Source organism: Maribacter dokdonensis DSW-8 (genome assembly GCF_001447995.1).
Lineage (GTDB): Bacteria > Bacteroidota > Bacteroidia > Flavobacteriales > Flavobacteriaceae > Maribacter > Maribacter dokdonensis.
This window is the reverse complement of record NZ_LDPE01000001.1, coordinates 1,424,861-1,447,236: the sequence shown is the minus strand read 5'-3', so window position 1 is coordinate 1,447,236 and position 22,376 is coordinate 1,424,861. Positions and strand designations below refer to the sequence as shown.

Sequence of the window (22,376 nt, the reverse complement as noted above, 5' to 3'; positions counted from 1 at the left end):
TTTTTTAATAAGAAGGTAATTTCATATAAGTATTGCTATGATAAAATATGCTGGTTATACATCTTTTATTTCCCAACCTGGTTCGTATGTTCTAGACCATAATTTCATGGCTTCTCTATTAAAAATGCGACCTGTAGCTTCATCAACTTCAAATGAATCATCTATTCTAGAAGCTATATTTGCATAATGTGTTAGCATTTGGCTAATAGCTCCCTCATCTATAGGAGAGGTTAATTCGGCTTTTCCCCTAATGGCATCAAAGAAGTTGACAGTGTGTAGAGTTGACATATCGCCACCACCACCTAGTGCAGTACCTGCTTCTTCTCCAGAAGAAAGGTTTTCTTTAATGAAATTTCCTTTTTGGTCAAATAACTTATAACCGCCGCGATCAATATATGCAGTACCTTCTGAACCTGAAACTATGGTGCCCCTACCATATTTGTTGCCAAATTTATGATATCCGGTTCTACTATTTCCATCCCACTTAATAGTTTTGTTTCCAGCGAATTTAAAAGTTGCTTCCATTGTGTCATACATTTCCCATCCATCATCTTTATAATGATACTTGCCAGCATCTACAGATACGTGTTCGGGATAGGTAACACCCAATGCCCAACGTGCAATGTCAAGTTCATGGGTGGCATTGTTGCCCATTTCTGCGGTACCATAATCCCATCCGTACCAATGCCAATTATAATCCCAAGTGTTGTCCGTGTACGCTCTTCTTGGAGCCGGTCCTTGAAAAAGTTCCCAATCTAAACCTTCTGGCGGGTTTGCCTTGGTTTGGTGGGGTACACGACCTCTTGCACTAATATAGAATGCGGTTGCCTTGTAAACATCACCAATTACACCGTTGTGTATATCTCTTATAATTTCTTGAGATTCTAGGGCAGATCTTTGCTGGTTGCCCATTTGCACTACTTTATCAAATTTCTTTTGATAGGCAACCACCAACTCACCTTCGCGTGGGTTATGGCTACAAGGTTTTTCTAAATAAACGTGTTTGCCGGCTTGCATTGCCATACAGGCACCTGGTGCATGCCAATGATCTGGCGTGGACATAAATATGGCATCAACATTTTTATCGTCCAATATTTTTCTGATGTCGTTCTCCAATTTTGGTTTGCTGCTAATTTTAGAGGCTACTTCTGTGGCAGCTTTGTCTCGCTGACTTTTCATTACATCACATAAATAGGTAAGCTCAACATTATTTTTTTTGTGTGCTATAGCAGGTATATAGGCACCATACCTTCTACCTAAACCTTGAATAGCTACATGAATTCTATCGTTTGCACCTATTATTTTAGAATAGCTCTTTGCTGTCATCGCATTTGCGGTACCACTGGCTATCGTAGCCCCAACTGCACCCAAAGCTGTTTTCTTAATAAAATTTCTTCTGTTTGAACTCATCGTATTTATTCTTTTGTATTATTTATAGCTCGGATTTTTACATTTTTGAACGATACTAAATCTCCATGGTCCTGTAGTAGTATTTGACCCTTATCCAATTCCCCGAAATTGGGCCACTTGGCATATTTACTTTCAGAAACCAATTTTCTATATGCATCACTTTTTCTTTCATATTCAAGAACTTTGGTCCCGTTTAGCCAATGTTCTACATGGTTGTCTTTAGATATGATATAGGCTGTATTCCATTCACCTATAGGTTTAATGGGTTTGTTTACATCTGCTTGAATTAAATCGTAAAGAGAGCTAACAGTTCTGCTGCCTTCATGGTTTCCTTTTTTTGCATCGGGGTGAAGGTTGTCATCCAATATTTGATATTCCAGGCCAATAGAAGAGCCTTCACCTTTATTGATCTCAGTGTCAACATAATATTTAATGCCACTGTTGGCTCCTGGGGTTAATTTAAAATCAACTTTCAATTCAAAATCTCCATAAAGTTCTTTGGTTACAATATCACCACCTGCGGCAGACTCTTCCCCACCAGAAGAAAGTACGCTTAGAACGCCATCTTCAATTTTCCATCCTTTTTCAGGGAATTCCTCTAACTTGGCACCTCTCCAACCATCAGTGGTTTTTCCGTCCCAGAGAAGTTTCCAGCCGTCTTTCTTTTCATCTATGGTCAGTTGATTTTTGGTAATAATAGGAGTTAAAGGAGAATTTCTTGAGTATTTAGAAACACTATCGGTTATAATTCTTACATTTTTCCAAATAATATCTGTTCCTGCTTTTTGATCTCTATTAATGCTATGCACCTGTAGGCATATAAAACCTTTTGCGGTTTTATCATCTATAAGATATGCGGCAGGTACGTCATTTACCCAAGTTTTAATCGTATCACCTATAGCTTCAATTCTATAATGGTTCCAGTCGTTTTGCTTAAAAGCTTTTTGTGCAGCTGGATTATTGGTCATAGGGTTTAACCAACCACGCCTTGATTCATCATAAATACCACCGCTCCAGGCTCTTTCAGAAGGGTCTATTTCAACTTGATATCCATGTACCCTTCCATCTCTATATGTTGGTATACTATTACTTCTAATTTGAATTCCCGAATTCATGGTAGAATCTACCTTATAGTCTAATTCTAATATGAAATCGCTATACATTTCATCGGTAGTTAAAAATGTGTTAGGAGTGTTGTGGGTTGTGGTTCCTACTATGGCACCTTCTTTAACGGCATAGGTTGCATCTCCTCCTAATTTATGCCATCCTTTTAAAGTTTCTCCATCAAAAAGATCCACCCACGGGGCATTGTCTTTAGGAGTTTCGCTACAACTAATTAATAATGTAACGGTTGCCACGAGTAATAATTTACTGTTGATCAGGTAATTTTTCATTGTTGTCATTTTGGTTTTAAAAAGGCTTTACAAAGTATTGTTTTTTAGTTTTTTTATGATGGACATTTTAATACAAAGCATGGATTTTACCATCTAACGGCAAATTTCAACTTTACTTTAAATACTGAAAATATGAAATTTTGCCTCTACAGACTATGTGAATTTCGTAATTATTTGATGTGTATTTTATGAAATATATAATACGGCAAATATGGGCTTTTTTATGATTGTCCATATTTTCGATGAATTTGTCCATCTGTTAACTTGGTCTTAACAATACATTAGTAGTCAATTAACTTAACAATAACAAAAATGAAAAAACTAAAACTATTAATGGTATTCCTTTTATTGGGTATGTCATCGGTACTATTGGCGCAGAGTAGCGTAACGGGTACGGTGGCAGATACCCAAGGCATGCCAATTCCTGGAGCATCTATCGTAGTAAAAGGAACATCAAATGGAACGGTTACCGATTTTGATGGCAACTTTAGTATAGCGGTAGATGATGGAAATGTTCTAAGTGTATCTTATTTAGGTTATAAACCTGTAGAGGTGACTTATTCCGGTCAATCTAACATTCAAATTACTATGGAAGAAGATACGGCTCAGCTAGATGAGGTAGTAGTAATTGGATATGGTTCTGTGAAAAAGAGTGACTTAACGGGCGCTGTAGCTTCTGTAGACAGTGAAACGCTTACAGAGCAAAGAAAGACGGATGTAGGGCAGGCAATACAAGGGCGTATTGCCGGGGTAGATGTAAGAACCCTTAATTCAAAACCTGGAGCACCTTTATCTATAAAGATTCGAGGTAATACCGTAATTACTGCAAACCAAGGTAATGAGCGTGATGGTGTTAGTGATAATCTAGATGATGATCCTTCTAAACCTCTTTTTGTGGTCGATGGTATATTTTTCGATGATATAAGTGTTTTGAATCCTTCTGATATCGAGCAGATGGATATTTTGAAAGATGCTTCCGCAACAGCAATTTATGGTTCTAGAGGTGCTAACGGTGTGGTTATCATTACAACAAAGAGTGGTATTGAAGGTAAAACCGTTTTTACTTATGATTCTTCTTTTGGATTACGATCGGCAACTAATGTTCCAGAACTTTACTCAGGTCCTGAATATTTAGAGTTTGTGGATGATGTTCTAAGGGCTAGAGCTTGGCAAGGTACAGATAGAACGGTTGCATCTTATAATAGTATCGTAGTAGATCGCTCCACTGAAATTCAATCATCTAACGAAGAAGCATCTAATGTTGCTAATGGTAGGTATACTGATTGGATGGACCTTTTTAGAAAAACAGGTTTACAAACTAGCCATACCGTTGGTATGTCCGGTGGTAGTGATGGTTTGGTCTATAACGGTTCAATTGGTTATTTACATGATGAAGGTGTCATGGGTATAGAGGAGTTCGAAAGATATAATCTAAGTGCTTCTTTATCTAAAAAAGTATCTGACAAGGTAACGGTTGGTATTAAATCTTATTTGGCTCTTTCAGAAAGAGAAGAAGGTAGTAGAGAACTGTTTAGAAGTACGCTGCGCCTAGCACCAACGGTTAATCCTTATGACGAGAACGGAGAGCCTATTTTATTTCCAGATGATCAAGATTTGCGATTTGTAAACCCTATTTATGATGCAGAGGGTGCTTGGAGAATTAATACTAAAACCTTAGATGTTATCGCCAATGTATTTTTTAACTATAAGCCAAATGATTGGATCAATTTTAAAACACAATTTTCTCCAAATATTAGTACTCAACGTTTTGGGGAATATAGAGGCTTGTTAACGAAATCATCAAGAAATGACCCATCTAGAATTCAGTCTCATTATCAAACAGACTTTAAGACATCTTATACATGGGATAATATTCTTGATTTTAATTTTGATATAGCCGAAGGTCACAACCTTAAAACTACCTTGATCAATTCATTGTACTATTCTAACCCTGAGGGAAGTGATATACAGGTACGTGATTTTGATACTGATGCATACTTGTTCTTTAATACTGAAGGAGGTGCAGAGATACCTAGAGATTATGGTAGTTTTTATGAAAAAGAGACTTTAGCCTCGTTTGCGGGTCGTTTAAACTATAGTATTAATGATAAATACCTGTTTACTTTTACTGGTAGATATGACGGTTCTTCTAAACTGGCGGTAGGTAATAAATGGGCATTTTTTCCATCCGCAGCTTTTGCTTGGAGAGCTAGTGAAGAACCTTTTTTGCAGAATGTTGATTGGTTAAGTAATTTGAAATTACGTTTAAGTTACGGTGAATCCGGTAATGACAAAACGGTAAACCCATATAGTTCATTAGCATTTTTGGCACAGGATAGTTATTTGTTCGGTGATGATTTTAATGTTGGTAAATCTGTTGAGGGGCTGTCAAATGCAGATTTATCTTGGGAGGTTTCTAAGGAGTACAACCTCGGATTAGATCTTTCTGTTCTAAATAGTAGGGTTAATTTCGGTTTTGAATTTTACAACAAAGAAACAGAAGGTAGTATTCTTGCCCGTCAATTGTCTTTCGTAACTGGTTTTGGAGATTCTGGTACCGTAGGTAATTTTGGTTCGGTAAGAAACAGAGGTGTGGAACTTACCTTAAATACCGTAAACGTACGTACAGACAACTTTACATGGCGTACCAACATCAATTATACGAATAATGATAACGAAATACTTGAGCTTTATGATGGTATAGAACAGATCTTAGTTGGTTCGGACTCTAGACTGAATGGAGTTTTGCAAGTAGGTGCACCAATTGATGCAACATTTGATTATGAGGTAGATGGTATTTGGCAAATAGACGAGGCTGCGGAAGCGGAGTCCTTTGGACTATTACCTGGGCAGTATAAATATGTAGATCAAAATGGTGATGGAGTTATTAACCAAGAAGATAAAAGGGTTATAGGTTCTCAATCTCCAGATTGGATCGCAGGTATGACAAATACCTTTAACTATAAGAATCTTGAATTGAACGTTCAAGTCAATACAAGGCAAGGAGTATTTGGACATTCTGAGTTTCATCAAAACTTTGCTTCATTTAATGGTGATGCTGCAGTATTCAATAGTTTAAAGCAAGATTATTGGACACCTAATAATCCTGATGCTAGATATCCTTCGCCAGAATATGGAGAATCTTCTTACCCTTGGTTCTATGAAGATATGTCTTTTGTAAGAGTTGGTAATATTGGTCTTGCCTATTCATTTTCTCAAGACCTTTTAGACAAGTTGAATATGTCTACGTTACGTCTATCGCTTGATGTTCAAAATCCGTTCACTTTTACCGATTTTGCTGGTCCGGATCCAGAAACAGGTTTACAGAACTCCTATAATATGGGGTATTCTGTCAAAACAGTTTTATTCGGATTAAAATTATCGTACTAATTTTTAAACTATAAAAAGATGAAACTATTAAAATATATAAAGATTATAACTGTCTTCTTTATCATGATTTCGCTGAATTATGCCTGCGATGATTATTTAGAAGAAGAGATATACTCAGATATTACTTCTGAGAATTTTATTACACAAGATAATGCCGATCAATTGGTGGTTGGGGTGTATAGCAGTTTAAGAGATGTTTATAAAGAGTATACTTTTCAATATTTGGGCACTGATGTCTTTACAAGTAAAAGTGAAATATTCTCTTTTAGTCCAACAAACGACTATTTTAATTTAAACTCAGGTGAAGGCCTTGCGGTTTGGTCAAATAATTATAGTGTAGTTGGTAAAGCCAATATTGTAATTAACAGATATGAGAATCAAATAAACTGGAGCGATGCAAATTTAGGGGCAAGAGATTACGGTATAGCCCAGGCTAAGGCACTAAGAGGTTTGGCGTATTTTAATTTGGTACAACAATACGGAGGGGTAGTCATAGAGGTAGATGAGGTGCAGACCATTCGTACAGATTATGCCAGATCTACAGAAGCTGAAACATATGCACAGATTATTTCAGATTTAGAAGAGGCTATTCCCGTATTGTTAGATGACCCTAGTACAGGAAGAATTTCTAAACGCGCAGCACAACACCTTTTAGCTGAGGTTTATTTAACAAGGGCATACACTTCGGCCGGTACTTCGGCAGATTTTGATACAGCTGCGGCATTGGCTGAGCAGGCGATAGGTGATTATGATATTCGTAGCCAGTCTTTTGCAGAGGTTTTTGATTATGGTAATCAAGAAAATGACGAAGTATTATTTGCCATACAATATGGAAATAGTGGATTGGCAGATGATAAAAGTAATAACAAGCATTCGCTTTTTATGAATCAGGTATTCAATTATCCTGGTGTGAATAGAACTACAACACCCTATGGGGTAAGTGGTTTTGGGGCAATGCCTACACCATTCTTCTATTCTTTGTTCGCCGATAACGATACAAGGGAAGATGCTACAATTCACCGTGCGATCATAGCCGACAGTGATGAACCAGATGGTCCAGATAATATTGTTGCAGGTGATACCATAGTTTATTACCCTAAAAATGCACTAGATGCGGATGAATTAGCAGATCGCTTAAATCGTTATTGGGTATACCAACCAGATCAGTATCTATTTGGATTGCCCGATGATATACCAGGAGTTAATTATTTATATTCTTTAAATATTGAAAGAACAAATTTTCCAATATTTAAAAAGTTCGATGATCAAGACTTTAATGAAGATACCGATGGGGCTAGAGATACCTTCGTATTTAGGGTAGCCGGCACACACTTAATTGCAGCAGAAGCTTATTTGGGAGCAGGTAATACAGCATCGGCCCTTAATCATTTAAATATTGTTAGAGAGAGAGCCACTGGTGTTGCAAATGAATATACATCGATAAGCATTGATGATATTTTAAATGAAAGGGCTATAGAACTTGCAGGAGAAGAAAATAGATGGGCAGTACTAAAGCGTACCGGTAAGTTAGAAGAGCGTATTGCGCTATACAATCCACATGTTATGGATCATGGGACTTTCAATGCAGGCATTCACTTGTTAAGACCAATACCTGCCAATGAACTACAATTGTCAGATGGTTCTTTAGAACAAAATCCTGGTTATTAAAAATTATGGAATTTTAAGAGATAATAAGTAGTTAGTTTTCATTCCTTGAGTTGATATGGGCAGGTTTTGTACCTGCCTGTATTATGCTTTAGATGATATGGAAATGACTATTATGAGGGTGAGATTATCTTAACCATATAGTATACTTGTGTTAATATGATTACAGCGCTTATTTCTGAGCTTAGCTTACTTATCCCAATTCAAAATTCCTTTTTCAATTTATAGTTTCAAGATCACTTCATTTGTTCATATTAAAATGTAGTGAATTCAGATATTCAAAACTTCTATAAAATAGAAAGACGTAAACGAATGATTAAAAAAAACAGATTATTAAAGCTTTTCTTAATTCTGTCTGCTTGTTTAGCATGTTGTATAGGCTGTAACAGCAACTTTAAAAATCCGTCGGCTGTATATTTAGTTATGGCAGAACATGCTACTACTGCTGCAACTTCGACGATTCGTGATCTAAAAAACGATCTAGAAAAAGTTTTAGAGGAAGATGTATTTATAATCACGCCGAATTCTACGGTACCTGAAAATACACTTGTATTTATTTTAGGAACTTCTCAAGATACCTTTATAAATAAGTTTGTTACTAATGGCCAAGTAAAGCTTTCTAAATCAACACCAGGTTCTGGAGGCGGCATTTGGGCTATAAATACTTACCATAAGAATAAAGCTATAGTTATTGCAGGTTCAGATGAGCAAGGTTTGCAATATGCGATATATGATTTCTCAAAAGATGTTTTGGGTGTTGATCCCTTAGAGTATTGGACGGGAAAATTACCTCAGAAGAAAAAGATCAATGACCTATTGAACTTTGAACCAAAGACTATAGCCCCACCAAAGGTGCCAATGCTAACTTATTTTGAGAATGACGTAGATGAATTGGCAAACTATAGGGGCGAGTTATTAAAATACGATTGGGAGAGCTATACTGAAATGATCAACTCTTTGGTACGTCTTCGTTATAATTCTATTCAACTTTTCGACATGTTGGGTAGACCAGAGTTTTTTATTAGACCTGAGTATAAAGCCTTAAAGCCAGACTATCAAATAGATATTGACTATGTAGAGAAAATGATAGATTATGCCCATGAGAAAGGAATGAAGATAGCGGTAGATTTTGCTCTTGGGTATCAAATTCATCCAATGGATGCTGAAAAAGCAGATTGTTGGAAAACATATAAAGCAGATTGGTTACAAGCTTGGCGCTATTATTTTGAGCATACACCGTTGGCAAAAACAGACGTTTTTATATTAAGACCACGCCACCAAGTATGGGATTGGAAATATGAAAGTTCCTGTGGGGAGAGTAAAATTGAGGTATTTAACGAGGTTTATGCCGCATTTGGTGAACTGGTAGATGAGTATAAGCCAGAGTCTCAAAAGGTACTTGTTTGCTATTCTGATGGTATGGAAATGTGGAACAATGGTTTTAGACCTCCTAAAGATTGGACCGTGCTTTGGTCTGATCATGGATTTGGCGAATTTGAGCACTTACCAAGTACTACCGATGGTTATGATTTTGGAACATATATGCATGCTGGTTATTGGCTAAACCATACGGTACACAATCCATATCCAGAGAAGGTGGAGTCTGTAATGAAAGAAATGTTCCATAAATATGATGCTGATAATTATTGTTTGGTCAATGGGCAAAATTTTAGACCGTTTCTGTTAAATCTGGTTGCTTATAGCCAGGTATGTTATAGCCCAGATGACTTTCACGCGGATACTTTTTATAAAGATTGGACAGAACAATACTTTAGCCCAGAAGCAGCTGAACATGCAGTGAATTCAATGAAATATTTAAGTGAGGCACAAGAGGGCAGAAAGGGGTATGTAGAGCATTTATGGGAAATTAGGGAGGCAGTTTCTTATTTATCCAACGCCCCAATAGAAAGACCGGGTAAATCACCTGTGCCATATGATTATGATCGTGTAATTGGTGATGTAGAAAACGTTGAAAGAATCAATGTAGTTTTAAAGAAAGCAATTACTGAAGCAAAATTAGGATATGAAAAATTGGGTAACAATGATAATTTTTACCATTCCTATGTGCTTCTTCCAGCGCAGTTGTATTCAGATTTAATTGTCTTTGAAACATCATTACATAAAATGGCTCAACTCAAAAAACAATTTGAGAATACTAAAGATAAACAATATTTGAAAGAAGCTATTTCTTTACTAACAGCAGCAAAGAAACAACTAGATACAATTTTAGATCGCAGAAGTACCGGTGATATCGATGATAAATGGAAAAACTGGTATGCTATAGCTAACAGAAGACAAAATAATGGTTTTCCTTCTTATGATATGCTTAATGCTATTGAAACTAATCTTACTAAAATGACTCTTTAAATTGATAAGAATGAGATTTGGCTACAATTTTAAATATAACGTTATTTTACTGAGCATATCAATATTGATGTTAGGTGCATGTAAAGAACGGCCCGTAAAATCTAAAACCGATGGTAAACAGCATATTGATTACACGGCTAAGGTGTATCCTCTTTTAGATACGGAAAATTCAAGATGGTTCTACTTTTCATCTGCAAGCAGGCCTTTTGGTATGGTCAACCTGAGTCCAGATACCCAAATTGGGGGTGCTTGGGGAAGTGGTTATAGATATAAAACAGATACAATAAAGGGATTCAGTCACATACATGCATGGCAAATGTCTGGTATTTCGGTCATGCCCGTAACTACAAATAAGGAAAGCAAAGAGGATATTTATAAAGATTTCTATTCAAAATTCAGTCATGATCAGGAGGTGGTTATGCCTGGTTTTCATAAAGTAAATCTTGATCGTTTTAATATTTCCGCCCAATTGACCAGTACTAAAAGAGTAGGTTTTCATCAATATAGCTATCCTGATAACCAAGAAGATAAAGCTATACTTTTTAACCTTAATACATTGTTAGGCCCTAGTAGTAATACAGATGGTTTTTTAGAGCAGAATTCAGCTAATGAGCTTTCCGGTAAAGTAACGATGGAACCTACGCATAGGAGACCGAAGCCTTTAACCGTTTATTTTAAAGTAAAATTAAACGCTAAAATAGTATCCGTCAATAAAGATGACAAAACAGGTAATTATCTCATTGTTTTGGATAAGGACCAAAATAATGTATTAATGAAAGTGGGTATATCTTATACCTCTGTAGCGAATGCAGCGCTTAATATGTCCAAAGAATTACCGCACTGGCAGTTTGAGAAGGTTAAAGAGGAAGCAAAAGGAGAATGGAACGGTTTACTTGGAAGAATTAATGTTAAAGGCGGTTCTGAACAGGATCAAAGAAGGTTTTATACAGATTTGTGGCATGCATTACAGGGTAGGCGTATTATTAATGATATAAATGGTGCTTACCCTAATAATACAGGAGAAATATTTAAAGTAGGGCAACTGCCTTTAAATGCTGATGGTTCGCCAAAATTCAATCATTATAATTCAGATTCTTTTTGGGGAGCACAATGGACCTTGAATACTTTGTGGGGGTTGGTGTATCCTGAAATAATGTATGACTTTTCAAATTCCTTAATGCAGTATTATAAAGATGGCGGACTCATACCACGTGGACCATCAGGTGGTAATTACACTTACGTTATGACAGGGGCGAGTGCTACTCCTTTTCTAGTGACAGCTATTCAAAAAGGTATATTCAAGGATGAACTGGAAGACGTTTACCAAGCTTTAAAGAAAAATCATTTGGCTGGTGGAATTATGGAGAAAGCCGGCTATGAGCACACTACTAATATTGGTGGTGGCTTAAAATATTATTTAGATAAAGGTTATGTGCCTTACCCTATACCAGAAGGTAAATTTGGTAGCCATCAAGACGGTGCTAGTTTAACCATGGAATATGCGTACCAAGACTGGACGTTGGCACAATTAGCGAAAAAGATGGGTAACAAAGCAGATTATGATTATTTCCTGGCGAGATCTTCTAATTATAAAAATGTATTTGATAAGAAAATTGGATGGATGCGCCCTAAAGATGTTGAAGGAACATGGAAATCTGAATATGATCCTTACCAAGCTGAACATGGTTTTATTGAATCTAACGGAGCACAATCTACGTGGTTTGTGCCACATGATTTGGTTGGACTGGCTAATTTAATGGGAGGGAAAGATGCTGCAATTAATAAACTGAATGAACAGTTTAAAACTGCAGAAACTCTTGGTTTTACAGCTGGCACTTCACATGCTGTGGAACTTCACCCAGAGTACAGTAGAATTCCAATCAATTTTGGTAATCAGCCCTCAATACAAACAGCTTTTATTTTTAGTCAATTAAATAGATCAGATTTAACCCAATTTTGGTCGAGAAAAGTGACGAAAACTGTTTTTGGTGGTTTATCGCCTTCAACCGGGTATAACGGTGATGAGGACCAAGGATTAATGGGCAGTTTGGCGGTACTTATGAAGATCGGTCTCTTTCAAATGAACGGTGGTACAGAAGCTAATCCTGAATACCAAATAGGTAGCCCTATTTTCGATGAGGTCAATATTAAATTGAATAATAATTTTTATAGTGGCAACCTGTTTACCATAAAGGCGAACAACAATAGTAATGCTAATTTTTATGTATCAGATGCTGAGTTTAACGGAGTATCAATAAAAGCTAATAGCTTAAGACATGATGATATTGTAAAAGGGGGCGAGTTAATCTTGGAAATGACCAATACAATAAAATAAAATAAAAATATGAGATTCAAACTATCAGTTCTATTGGCACTATTTTGCTCTACAATTTATTCGCAAATAAATAATAGGGTAGATTTAGAACAAGATTTTATGGATATGGGATTTGGGATATTTGTGCATTGGAGCGTTGATTCCCAATTAGGTAGTGTAATAAGTCACTCATTGGTAGGGGCATCAGATGATTATGTTAATCAGTATTTTAATGAACTTCCTAAAACATTTTATCCAGATAAGTTTAATGCAGACGAATGGGCAAGGTTATTTAAAATAACTGGTGCTGAATACGTCGTGTTTACTACCAAACACCATAACGGATTTTGCATGTGGGATACGGAAACCACTGATTTTAACATCATGAATACTCCTTACGGTAAAGACATAACTGGTGAGCTTTTTACGGCATTACGTAAGCAAGGACTAAAAGTAGGTGTGTATTTTTCTCCTGAAGATTTTAACTTTTTAAACAAGCAAGGAGAACTCATTTCAAGAAATAGTAGAATGAGTCAGATTACAGAAAACGAAGAACTGCTGGAGTATGATAAAAAACAGGTTAAAGAGTTGGTGAGCAACTACGGACCTATTGACGTAATATTTTTCGATGCTTTTAAAACAACACCTATAGTACGGTATGTACATTCTTTAGACCCAAATATTGTAGTTACAAGAGGAGAAATGGAAACTCCAGAACAGAGTGTACCCAATACGGCAATGCCCGGACCATGGGAAACCTGTATGACCATGGGAACCCAGTGGCAGTATAAACCTACTAACGAGTCTTATAAAACTGGAACTGAATTAATTGAAAAACTGATAGAGATAAGAGCAAAAGGGGGTAATTTTTTAATGAATGTTGGTCCTAAGCCTAATGGCGAAATTCCAATTGAACAAGAAGAACGGTTAAGAGAAATTGCCCTTTGGATGTATGTAAATAGTGAAGGAATTAGAAACGTAAGACCTGTGCCAACTATTATTAAAGATGGAGATATGTGGTTTACTAAAGGTAAAGATGATAATACGGCATATGTTTTTATAACTGGTCAAAAAGATTGGTTTAAAGGTTTTAGAAGAAATTTTCTGCTTAAAAATATGAAGGCAACTAAAAACACGTCTGTTTCTGTTTTAGGGCAGAATGATTTAGTGGTTGAATATTGGCCGGAAAACACACCAACATCTCATTTTGTTCAACATAAAGATTTACTGGAAATCTCAATAAGTAGAGCACAACGGCTTTACAATGATAAGGTTTGGCCTAACCCTATTGTGGCTAAGGTGACAAATGTGGAATTTATTAAATAGTAAAGCTGTCTGAGAAGGATGATCAAAATACGATTTATGTCCATTAAGAAAATTCTACCATTATTCGTAATATTTATATTGATTCCCTTAGCTGGTTTTTCACAAAATCAATGGGAATTTCAAAATCAAGACTTACCATTAGAAACAAGAGTAGCTGATTTAATGAGTAGACTTACAATCCAAGAAAAGATTTCTATGTTGATTTCTTCTGCTGAGGCTATTCCAAGATTGGAAATAGAAAATTATTATCATGGTAATGAAGCTTTACATGGTGTGGTAAAAGGTGGTCGATTTACTGTTTTTCCGCAAGCGGTGGCATTGGCATCAACATGGAATCCAAATTTAATTCATCAAGTTTCAACCGCTATTTCAGATGAGGCTAGGGGTAAATGGAATTTCTACAATCAAGGTAAAGAGCAAAAGAATGTGTATAGTGATCTATTGACATTCTGGTCTCCTACCATTAATATGGCTAGAGACCCACGCTGGGGTAGAACTCCAGAAACCTATGGAGAAGATCCATATTTAACCAGTAGAATAGGGATGTCTTTTGTAAAAGGTTTGCAAGGCGATGATGATAAATATCTAAAGGTAGTTTCTACACCGAAGCATTTTGTAGCCAATAACCAAGAGGAAAACAGGTTTGCTTACAACGCCAATATTTCAGAAAAATCTTTACGTGAATATTATTTCCCTGCTTATAAAGTGGCTGTGCAAGAAGGAAATGCCCAAGCTATAATGAGTGCGTACAATGCTTTAAATGGGGTGCCTAGTACTGCAAATGGTTGGCTGTTAAATACTGTTTTAAGAGATGAATGGGGTTTTGAGGGTTACGTAGTAAGTGATTGTGGTGCACCCACCTATATTCAGAAATCGCACAAATATGTGAATACAAAAGAAGAGGCTGCCAAGGTAGCTTTAGAAGGTGGACTTGATTTGGAATGTGGAGATGATATTTATGCTGAACACCTGTTAAAGGCATATGAAAATGGGCTAGTGTCCCAGGTAAATATAGATAAGGCGGTAAAAAGGGTTTTAACCGCTCGTTTTAAATTAGGAATATTTGATAAGGTTGACGGCAACCCATATGCCAAAATTTCTCCAAATGTAATTGGATCTACAAAACACCAAGAACTGGCATTGGAAACATCAAGACAATCTATGGTTTTGTTGAAAAATCAAAATGATATTTTGCCTTTAAATGTAAATGATATTAAAAAAATTGCGGTTGTCGGTTTTAACGCAAATCAGGTTGTTTTTGGAGATTATAGTGGTCTTCCCGTAATTAAACCCATTTCACCTCTAGAAGGTATTAGAAATAAAGTTGGTGATAAAGCAGAGGTCACTTATGTAAAATGGAAAACAGCAGCTAGAAATTTAAATTTGATCGAATCTGAAAATTTGGTCAATGAACATACTGGTGAATTGGGCTTGTTTGGAGAATATTTTGATAACAAGTTTTTAGAGGGTACTCCGCAAACACGTGTAGACAAAGTAGTAAATTTTGATCCGGTAAATAATCCGCCGGATCCTTACACCAGTTTTCGTTATAAATCTATGCGTTGGTCTGGTTACATAACCCCAAACTTTTCCGGAATCTATAAGATTGGAGTGAATTCTGATGATGGGGTTCGTATGTGGTTGAATGGTGAATTGGTAGTGGATGAATGGCACAACCGTGGTATGACCACAGACCAGGTAGAATTAGATATGGAGGCTGGTCAAAAATACGCTATAAAGCTTGAGTATTTTGATAACGGTGGAGATGCTATTTGTCAATTGCTTTGGGAAGTACCTACAACTACAGACGATTTATATAAAGAGGATAAACAAGTAGCCAAAGAAAGCGATTATGTGATAGCTGTCATGGGTATTAATAAATCTATTGAAAAAGAAGGTCGCGATAGAACTTCGTTAGCTTTGCCTGAAGACCAGGTCAATTATTTAAAAGAAATATATGCCGAGAACAAAAATCTAATTGTTGTTTTGGTTGCCGGTAGCTCTTTGGCTATTAATTGGATGGATGAAAATGTACCTGCAATTATAGATGCATGGTATCCGGGTGAAGCCGGTGGTACTGCCATTGCAGATGTATTGTTTGGAGATTATAATCCTGCAGGTAGATTGCCAATTACCTTTTATAAGTCGGTTTCAGATTTGCCTGATATGGATGATTACGAGGTGTCTAACGGTAGAACATATATGTATTTTAAGGGAGATGTATTGTATCCTTTCGGATATGGATTAAGTTATACCCAATTTAAATATGATTCATTAAAAGTAAAGTCTGAATCTGATGCTGTTTTAATATCTGCAACAATTAAAAATACTGGGACTTTTAATGGTGATGAGGTAGTGCAGTTGTATTATACGGTTAATAATTCAGCTGTAAACAGACCTATTAAAAAGTTGATAGGGTTTGAAAGAATCAGCTTAGATATTGGAGAATCAAAAACTATTGAATTTAAAGTATCTAAAAATGACCTGCAGTATTGGGATGAAAATGCTAAGCAATGGTCATTCGAAAAAGCGGAGTATATATTCATGATAGGATCATCTTCTAAAGACATACGACTTCAAAAAACAAAAGAGATTAACTAATGAAACACTTTATTTCTTCACTGGTTTTATTAATGATTTTCGCATTTGTAAGCTGTAAAAGTAGCAATGTATCTCTTAACGATATTCAAGTAATTGGTAGTCATAACTCATATAAAATTGCGATTGAAAAACCATTGTACGATTACTTGCATACAGTTGAACCAAAGAAAATGGAAAGTTTGCAATACACCCATATTACCTTAGAAGAACAATTGAACTTAGGTTTGCGAAATTTAGAGTTAGATGTTTTTTATGATCCAGAAGGAGGTCATTTTTCTAACCCTAAAGGATTAGAGGTAGTAAAATCACTTGGTCAAGAACCTTTAGCTTTTGATGTGGAAGAAAAGTTAATACAGCCTGGACTTAAAATGTTTCATATTCAAGATATCGACTTTAGAAGCCATTATTTGTTATTTTCTGATGGATTAAAAGCCTTGAAAAAATGGTCGGATAACAACCCAAATCATACTCCTTTAATCATTCTTATCAATACCAAAGATCAAATAGTACCACAAACCAGAGAACCTTTGGCATTTGATATAAGTGCATTGAATGCGCTAGATGATGAAATAAAGAGTGTGCTACCTGCAAGTCAATTAATAACTCCAGATGCTGTTAGGGGTGATTTTGAATCTCTGGAAAAAGCTGTTTTATCAAAAGGTTGGCCTAGCATAAAAAGTTTACAGGGAAAATTCTTATTCGTATTGGATGAAAAAGAAGAGCGTATTAAGAATTATTTACAAGGTCATGAATCGCTAAGGGGTAGGGTCCTTTTTGTGAATAGCAAAGAAGGTAATCCTGAAGCTGGTTTTAGAATAGTCAATAATCCGATTAAAGAGTTAGCTTATATAAAAGAACTGGTTTCTAAAGGGTATATGGTTCGTACTAGGGCAGATGCCGGTACCAAAGAAGCGAGAACAAATAGCTATGAAAAATTTGAGAAGGCAAAGGCATCTGGAGCGCAAGTAATCTCTACTGATTATTATAAGCCTTCCACATTATTTGATTCTGATTATAAAGTGATTTTTGAAGATGGAACGTATGAGAAAATTAAGAAAAAGTAACTTAATTAAAAAGATAGTTGTAATGCTCATTTGCTTTCAAGTGGTGGTATTAGCGGCACAAGAGCAAGCTACTTCTGATTTTACACTTGTAGGGGACAATGCGATTACCTCTATTTTAATAGATAAGAAAGATGCAAAGGTTGTAACTATAGCATCAAATATATTTGCAACTGACGTTTATAACATCACAGGAAAAAAGCCTGTTGTCTCCACTAAAGATAGTAGGTCTGAAACTACAATAATTGCCGGTACCATTGGTAGCAACAAATGGATTGATAGCATGATCGCTGCTGGTGAAATTGATGTTTCTGAAATTGAAAATCAATGGGAACGGTATAGTATTCAGATTGTTGAAAACCCAACATCCACTATTAAGAAAGCTTTAGTGGTTGTAGGTAGTGATAGGAGGGGAACAGCCTATGGTATATTAGAACTCTCCAGAAAAATAGGCGTATCACCATGGGAATGGTGGGCAGATGTTACTCCGACTAAAAAAGAGTCACTTTCTCTTACTATGGAAAAAGAAGTTTCAAAATCTCCTTCTGTAAAGTACAGAGGTGTTTTTCTTAATGATGAAGATTGGGGATTACAACGATGGGCAGCTTTAAATTTTGAACCGGAAACTGGTGATATAGGTCCAAAAACTTATGCCAAAGTATTTGAATTGTTATTACGATTAAGGGCAAATACTATTTGGCCTGCCATGCATTCTAGTACTAAACCATTTTACTCGTATCCAGAGAATAAATTTGTTGCAGATGATTATGCCATTGTTATTGGTACATCGCATGCGGAACCCATGCTTAGCAATATAAATACGGAATGGAAACATGATGAAATGGGGGAGTATAGGTATGATACCAATTCAGAAACCATAAAAAGGCTATTCACCAAAAGAGTAAAAGAAACAGCCAAATTAGAAGGTATTTACACTACGGGTATGCGTGGTGAGCATGATTCGCCCATGATCGTTGGCGAAGATGATACCGATGCACAAGTACATTTGTTGGAGCGTGTAATTACCGACCAACGAGCCATTTTAGCTAAGGAGACAAAGAAAGACCCGTCAAGTATTCCACAAGCTTTTGTGCCCTATAAAGAGGTGTTGAACTATTACCAAAGCGGACTTGAATTACCTGAGGATATCACTTTGGTTTGGACAGATGATAACTACGGGTACATTCGCCAATTAAGTAATCCGCAAGAGCAAAAAAGAGCGGGTGGTGCCGGGGTATATTATCATACATCATATTGGGGTAGACCGCATGATTATTTATGGTTGAATTCTACTAATCCGGTTTTGATGTGGGAAGAAATGTCAAAAGCATTTGAGCTTAAATCTCGTGATATTTGGATTCTAAACTGCGGTGATATAAAACCACATGAGTATAGCATTGAATTGTTTTTAGATATGGCTTGGAATATGGATGACTTTAATGAAAGTTCGTCTGTAAAACAGCATACTAAGAATTGGGCTTCGCGTGAATTTGGTGAAACATCTGCAACTGAAATTACAAATGTATTATATGAAAATAACCGATTGGCGTATATAAGAAGACCGGAGTTTATGGCGTGGAGCCAGGTAGAGCCGGTTACTAAAGAAGGGGAAACAGAATTAACACAGTTTCATTATGGCGATGAGGTTACGGAGCGTATTGATCGTTATAAAAGTTTAATAAAAGCTACAGAGGAGATTTATAACAATATACCAATGTATAGAAAAGATGCTTTTTATCAATTGGTGTATTACCCGGTTATTGGTGCTTCTAAATTAAATCAGAAGTGGTTGTATAGTTTTAAGAACCAATTTACAGCTAAACAAGGTAGGCAAAGTGCGAATACTTTTAGCGTATTATCAAAAGAAGCTTATAATCGAATCATTGAAGAGACCGATTACTACAATACAGTGCTTAAAAATGGTAAATGGAACCATATTATGACGATGGCTCCTCGTTTTCTTCCGGTGTTTGCAAAACCTGCAACATTTACCGTTCTTAACAGTGAAAATGCTAGCTTAGGTTTAGCTTTAGAAGGGTATCAGATGGAGGTTAATGATAAGGTAATTAATAGCTATGCAGATGTACTTCCTGTTTTTAATAGCTATACTAAGAGTGTTTTTTATATTGATGTTTTTGCAAATGGTAAGGGTACGGTTAATTGGGAAGCAAAACCTAAATCAGATTGGATTCGCTTGTCAGAAAATAAAGGAACCTTAAATTCTGATAATTTGGAAAAACGTATTTGGGTGAGTATAGATTGGAGTAAAGTTCCCCAAGGCGAGAATAAAAAAGAAGCTCCGCTAGGACACGATTTTCAGTTGATTCCTCCGAGTTATAAGGTGAATAGTGCTATTGAATTTATATCAGAAGGTAAAACTACTACCATTGGTGTATCTGCTTACAATCCTAAATTCGAGGCATTAAAAAACTACAACGGTTTTGTTGAGGATAAGGGTTATGTATCTATACATGCCGAAAACTTTACAAGAAAGAAAGAAGGTAAAGAGGCAAATTGGAAGTTATTCGAAGGTATGGGCTATACCAATAAGGTCATAACTGCACTGCCTAGAACTTCAACGCCTTTGGTAGATTTAGAGGAAATAAAAGCGAATAGTCCGGTTTTGGAATATGATTTTTATACATTTAATTTTGGTGAGGTAGATGTGAATATACAAGCGGTACCCACCCATGCCCCATTTGCTGGAATAGGAGTTCGCTGTGCAATTGCTATTGATGATGCTACACCGGTTTTTGTGAATTTTGAAACCAAAGGTCGAAGTGAGGAATGGAAACAGAATGTACTTAGAAACGCATCAATACAAACGGTAAAACAAATTGTAAATAAGGCAGGAAAACATACATTGAAAATATGGATGGTAGATCCTGGAGTATTAATTGATCAAGTGTTGATAGATTTAGGAGGATGGAAAAAGAGCTATGCCTTTCCGAAAGAAACGGTCAAAAAATAATTCAATCTAGAATTAGCCAGCAATATAGATTTCTGTATGTTGCTTTGCTATTTTTGATGCTTTCTTGTAGTACTGGAAAGGAAGAAGAATTTGAAGAAGTGAAAATTGCATTTATTGCAGATGCACATTTTCAAGATATCTATGCGCAATTTGAAGATGTAGATTACAAAGGAATTAAAAACCCTAAAACCGATGATTTTGTAAACATTCGTACTATGAATGCACAATTACAATCTACCAGAATATTCAATGAGAATTATTTTGCCTTTATTGAAGCGCTAGATGACATTGTAAAAAGGGGAATTAAATTAGTTGCATTGCCAGGTGATTTTAGTGATGATGGCCAACCCGTACATGTTAAGGGTTTGCGTAGAATTTTACAACGCTATACCGACGAGCATGATATTTTATTTTTTGCTACAACAGGAAATCATGATCCTGTAAAACCCTTTGCGCACGATGCCGGTAAGACCGATTTTTTGGGTATTGGGGGAAAGGAACAGATAATTACCAGTTCAATTGAAAATATAAAGGATACTGTAGCTGGGCGGCTTACCCCAATTATTACCTCGGAAATTCAAAAGTGGGGATACCAAGATATTTTAAATGAAATGGCTGCTTTTGGTTTTTATCCACAAAAAGATTACGTGTATTGGGAAACTCCATTTTCAGATTACTCTTATCAAGGTTATACGTTTAACAAGGCAGAGCAAGCGTCTTCATTGGAAAATAGAACCTATGCGATCGATGCGTTTAATAAACACCCAGATGCAAGTTATCTAGTAGAGCCAATCGAAGGCCTTTGGCTATTGGCATTAGATGCCAATGTTTATGTTCCAAAAAATAAATTATCTGGCGTATCAGAAAATGTCAATGATTTTCAAAGTGCAAGTACAGGGTACAATAATGTGCTTTTACAAAAAAGACATTTAATAGATTGGGTGAAAAAAGTATCAGAAAAGGCTGAAAAAATGAACAAGGTTTTAATTGCTTTTAGTCATTATCCCATGGTTGATTTTAATGACAATGCTTCAGATGAAATGAAACATTTTTTTGGTGAATCGAAAATGCAACTACACCGAGTGCCAAAAGAGGAAGTGGCAGAGTTATTTGCAGATGCAGGTATTGAAATTCATTTTGGTGGTCATATGCATATTAATGATACTGGTGTAAGAACAAGTACAAAAGGTAACACTTTATACAATATTCAAACTCCGTCATTAGCTGCATACGCACCTGGTTATAAGATATTAACGATACATTCTAAAACCAAGTTTGAAGTGGAGACCGTTGTTATTGAAAAAGCTGAAAAATTCAATAGTCTATTTTCCTTATACGAGGAGGAATATAATTATTTACAAAATACGCAGACTACTGAAATTTGGAATAAAGACATTTTAACAGCTGAGAATTATAGAGATTTTACACAATGGCATTTAAAGGAATTGGTTAGGCTTCGTTTTTTGCCAAATGATTGGTCTCAAAAATTTGTTGAATCTTTTATACATAAAACAGGTGAAGAGCTTTTAATGGCTCAAAACGATGATCTTGATAATAGTTTTAATAGCGCCAATTTATCTAGAGGTGATTTTAAGGCCTGGACGGGTTTTGACATGATATATGATTTTTATCGCTTAAGAAGCGCAGATGAATTGGCCTTTGCCGATATTGGAAAAGCTCGTTTAAAACAGTACGAATTTTTATGTAGTCAATTAAAACAATCTGATGATAGCGCTTACAGGTTGTGGTCATATATTTTCGAGAAAAGTAGTAACGGCAAACCATCAGATCATTTTATAATAGATGTAAAAGCTGGGACTATTGAAAAGAAACGCCTTAACGGTCTAGAATAAACTGTTATTTGTAGCTTTAGTACA

Annotated in this window: 11 protein-coding genes; 9 read left to right on the top strand and 2 right to left on the bottom strand. The window is 36.0% G+C overall.

Annotated elements, in window-relative coordinates:
* Positions 1-54 precede the first annotated feature (54 nt).
* Positions 55-1,410, bottom strand: a complete 1,356-nt coding sequence (locus tag I600_RS06300; RefSeq protein WP_058103617.1) for a Gfo/Idh/MocA family protein — start codon at positions 1,408-1,410, stop codon at positions 55-57.
* Positions 1,411-1,415: 5 nt separating this feature from the next.
* On the bottom strand, positions 1,416-2,804 hold the full coding sequence (locus I600_RS06295; protein WP_245188850.1) for a 3-keto-disaccharide hydrolase: 1,389 nt from the start codon (positions 2,802-2,804) through the stop codon (positions 1,416-1,418).
* 312 nt (positions 2,805-3,116) lie between these two features.
* Here I600_RS06295 and I600_RS06290 point away from each other — a divergent pair, with 312 nt between their 5' ends.
* From I600_RS06290 to I600_RS06250, 9 genes are all read left to right on the top strand, one after another.
* Entirely contained in the window at positions 3,117-6,194 is a 3,078-nt protein-coding gene (locus tag I600_RS06290; protein WP_058103615.1) for a SusC/RagA family TonB-linked outer membrane protein, read from the top strand.
* Positions 6,195-6,212: 18 nt separating this feature from the next.
* The gene (locus I600_RS06285; protein ID WP_082642899.1) at positions 6,213-7,862 is read left to right on the top strand and encodes a RagB/SusD family nutrient uptake outer membrane protein; all 1,650 of its coding nucleotides are present in this window, start codon (positions 6,213-6,215) and stop codon (positions 7,860-7,862) included.
* A 309-nt stretch (positions 7,863-8,171) separates the two neighbouring features.
* The gene (locus I600_RS06280) at positions 8,172-10,226 is read left to right on the top strand and encodes a glycosyl hydrolase 115 family protein (RefSeq protein ID WP_157490846.1); all 2,055 of its coding nucleotides are present in this window, start codon (positions 8,172-8,174) and stop codon (positions 10,224-10,226) included.
* A gap of 10 nt (positions 10,227-10,236) precedes the next feature.
* A complete protein-coding gene (locus tag I600_RS06275; protein WP_058103612.1) occupies positions 10,237-12,561 on the top strand; it encodes a GH92 family glycosyl hydrolase in 2,325 nt (774 codons plus the stop codon).
* Between the two features lie 9 nt (positions 12,562-12,570).
* On the top strand, positions 12,571-13,866 hold the full coding sequence (locus tag I600_RS06270; RefSeq protein WP_058103611.1) for an alpha-L-fucosidase: 1,296 nt from the start codon (positions 12,571-12,573) through the stop codon (positions 13,864-13,866).
* A 36-nt stretch (positions 13,867-13,902) separates the two neighbouring features.
* Positions 13,903-16,467 (top strand): glycoside hydrolase family 3 protein, encoded by a 2,565-nt coding sequence (locus I600_RS06265; RefSeq protein ID WP_082642942.1) that lies wholly within the window; start codon positions 13,903-13,905, stop codon positions 16,465-16,467.
* Positions 16,467-17,531 carry a phosphatidylinositol-specific phospholipase C1-like protein gene (locus I600_RS06260; RefSeq protein ID WP_058103610.1) on the top strand — a complete coding sequence of 355 codons (1,065 nt, stop codon included), beginning with the start codon at positions 16,467-16,469 and terminating at the stop codon, positions 17,529-17,531. The genes I600_RS06265 and I600_RS06260 overlap by 1 nt, the downstream gene beginning before the upstream one ends.
* Positions 17,509-20,499: a glycosyl hydrolase 115 family protein gene (locus tag I600_RS06255; RefSeq protein ID WP_058103609.1), complete on the top strand. Its 2,991-nt coding sequence runs from the start codon at positions 17,509-17,511 to the stop codon at positions 20,497-20,499. Before I600_RS06260 ends, I600_RS06255 begins: the two co-directional genes overlap by 23 nt.
* Positions 20,454-22,352 (top strand): metallophosphoesterase family protein, encoded by a 1,899-nt coding sequence (locus tag I600_RS06250; protein ID WP_082642896.1) that lies wholly within the window; start codon positions 20,454-20,456, stop codon positions 22,350-22,352. Before I600_RS06255 ends, I600_RS06250 begins: the two co-directional genes overlap by 46 nt.
* Positions 22,353-22,376: the final 24 nt, after the last annotated feature.

Bases quoted from the DNA above. Each gene is read 5' to 3' on its own strand.
- I600_RS06295 (WP_245188850.1), bottom strand. From the start codon at position 2,804: ATGAAAAATTACCTGATCAACAGTAAATTATTACTCGTGGCAACCGTT.
- I600_RS06255 (WP_058103609.1), top strand. From the start codon at position 17,509: ATGAGAAAATTAAGAAAAAGTAACTTAATTAAAAAGATAGTTGTAATG.
- I600_RS06285 (WP_082642899.1), top strand. From the start codon at position 6,213: ATGAAACTATTAAAATATATAAAGATTATAACTGTCTTCTTTATCATG.
- I600_RS06300 (WP_058103617.1), bottom strand. From the start codon at position 1,410: ATGAGTTCAAACAGAAGAAATTTTATTAAGAAAACAGCTTTGGGTGCA.
- I600_RS06270 (WP_058103611.1), top strand. From the start codon at position 12,571: ATGAGATTCAAACTATCAGTTCTATTGGCACTATTTTGCTCTACAATT.
- I600_RS06290 (WP_058103615.1), top strand. From the start codon at position 3,117: ATGAAAAAACTAAAACTATTAATGGTATTCCTTTTATTGGGTATGTCA.
- I600_RS06265 (WP_082642942.1), top strand. From the start codon at position 13,903: ATGTCCATTAAGAAAATTCTACCATTATTCGTAATATTTATATTGATT.
- I600_RS06280 (WP_157490846.1), top strand. From the start codon at position 8,172: ATGATTAAAAAAAACAGATTATTAAAGCTTTTCTTAATTCTGTCTGCT.
- I600_RS06260 (WP_058103610.1), top strand. From the start codon at position 16,467: ATGAAACACTTTATTTCTTCACTGGTTTTATTAATGATTTTCGCATTT.
- I600_RS06250 (WP_082642896.1), top strand. From the start codon at position 20,454: ATGGAAAAAGAGCTATGCCTTTCCGAAAGAAACGGTCAAAAAATAATT.
- I600_RS06275 (WP_058103612.1), top strand. From the start codon at position 10,237: ATGAGATTTGGCTACAATTTTAAATATAACGTTATTTTACTGAGCATA.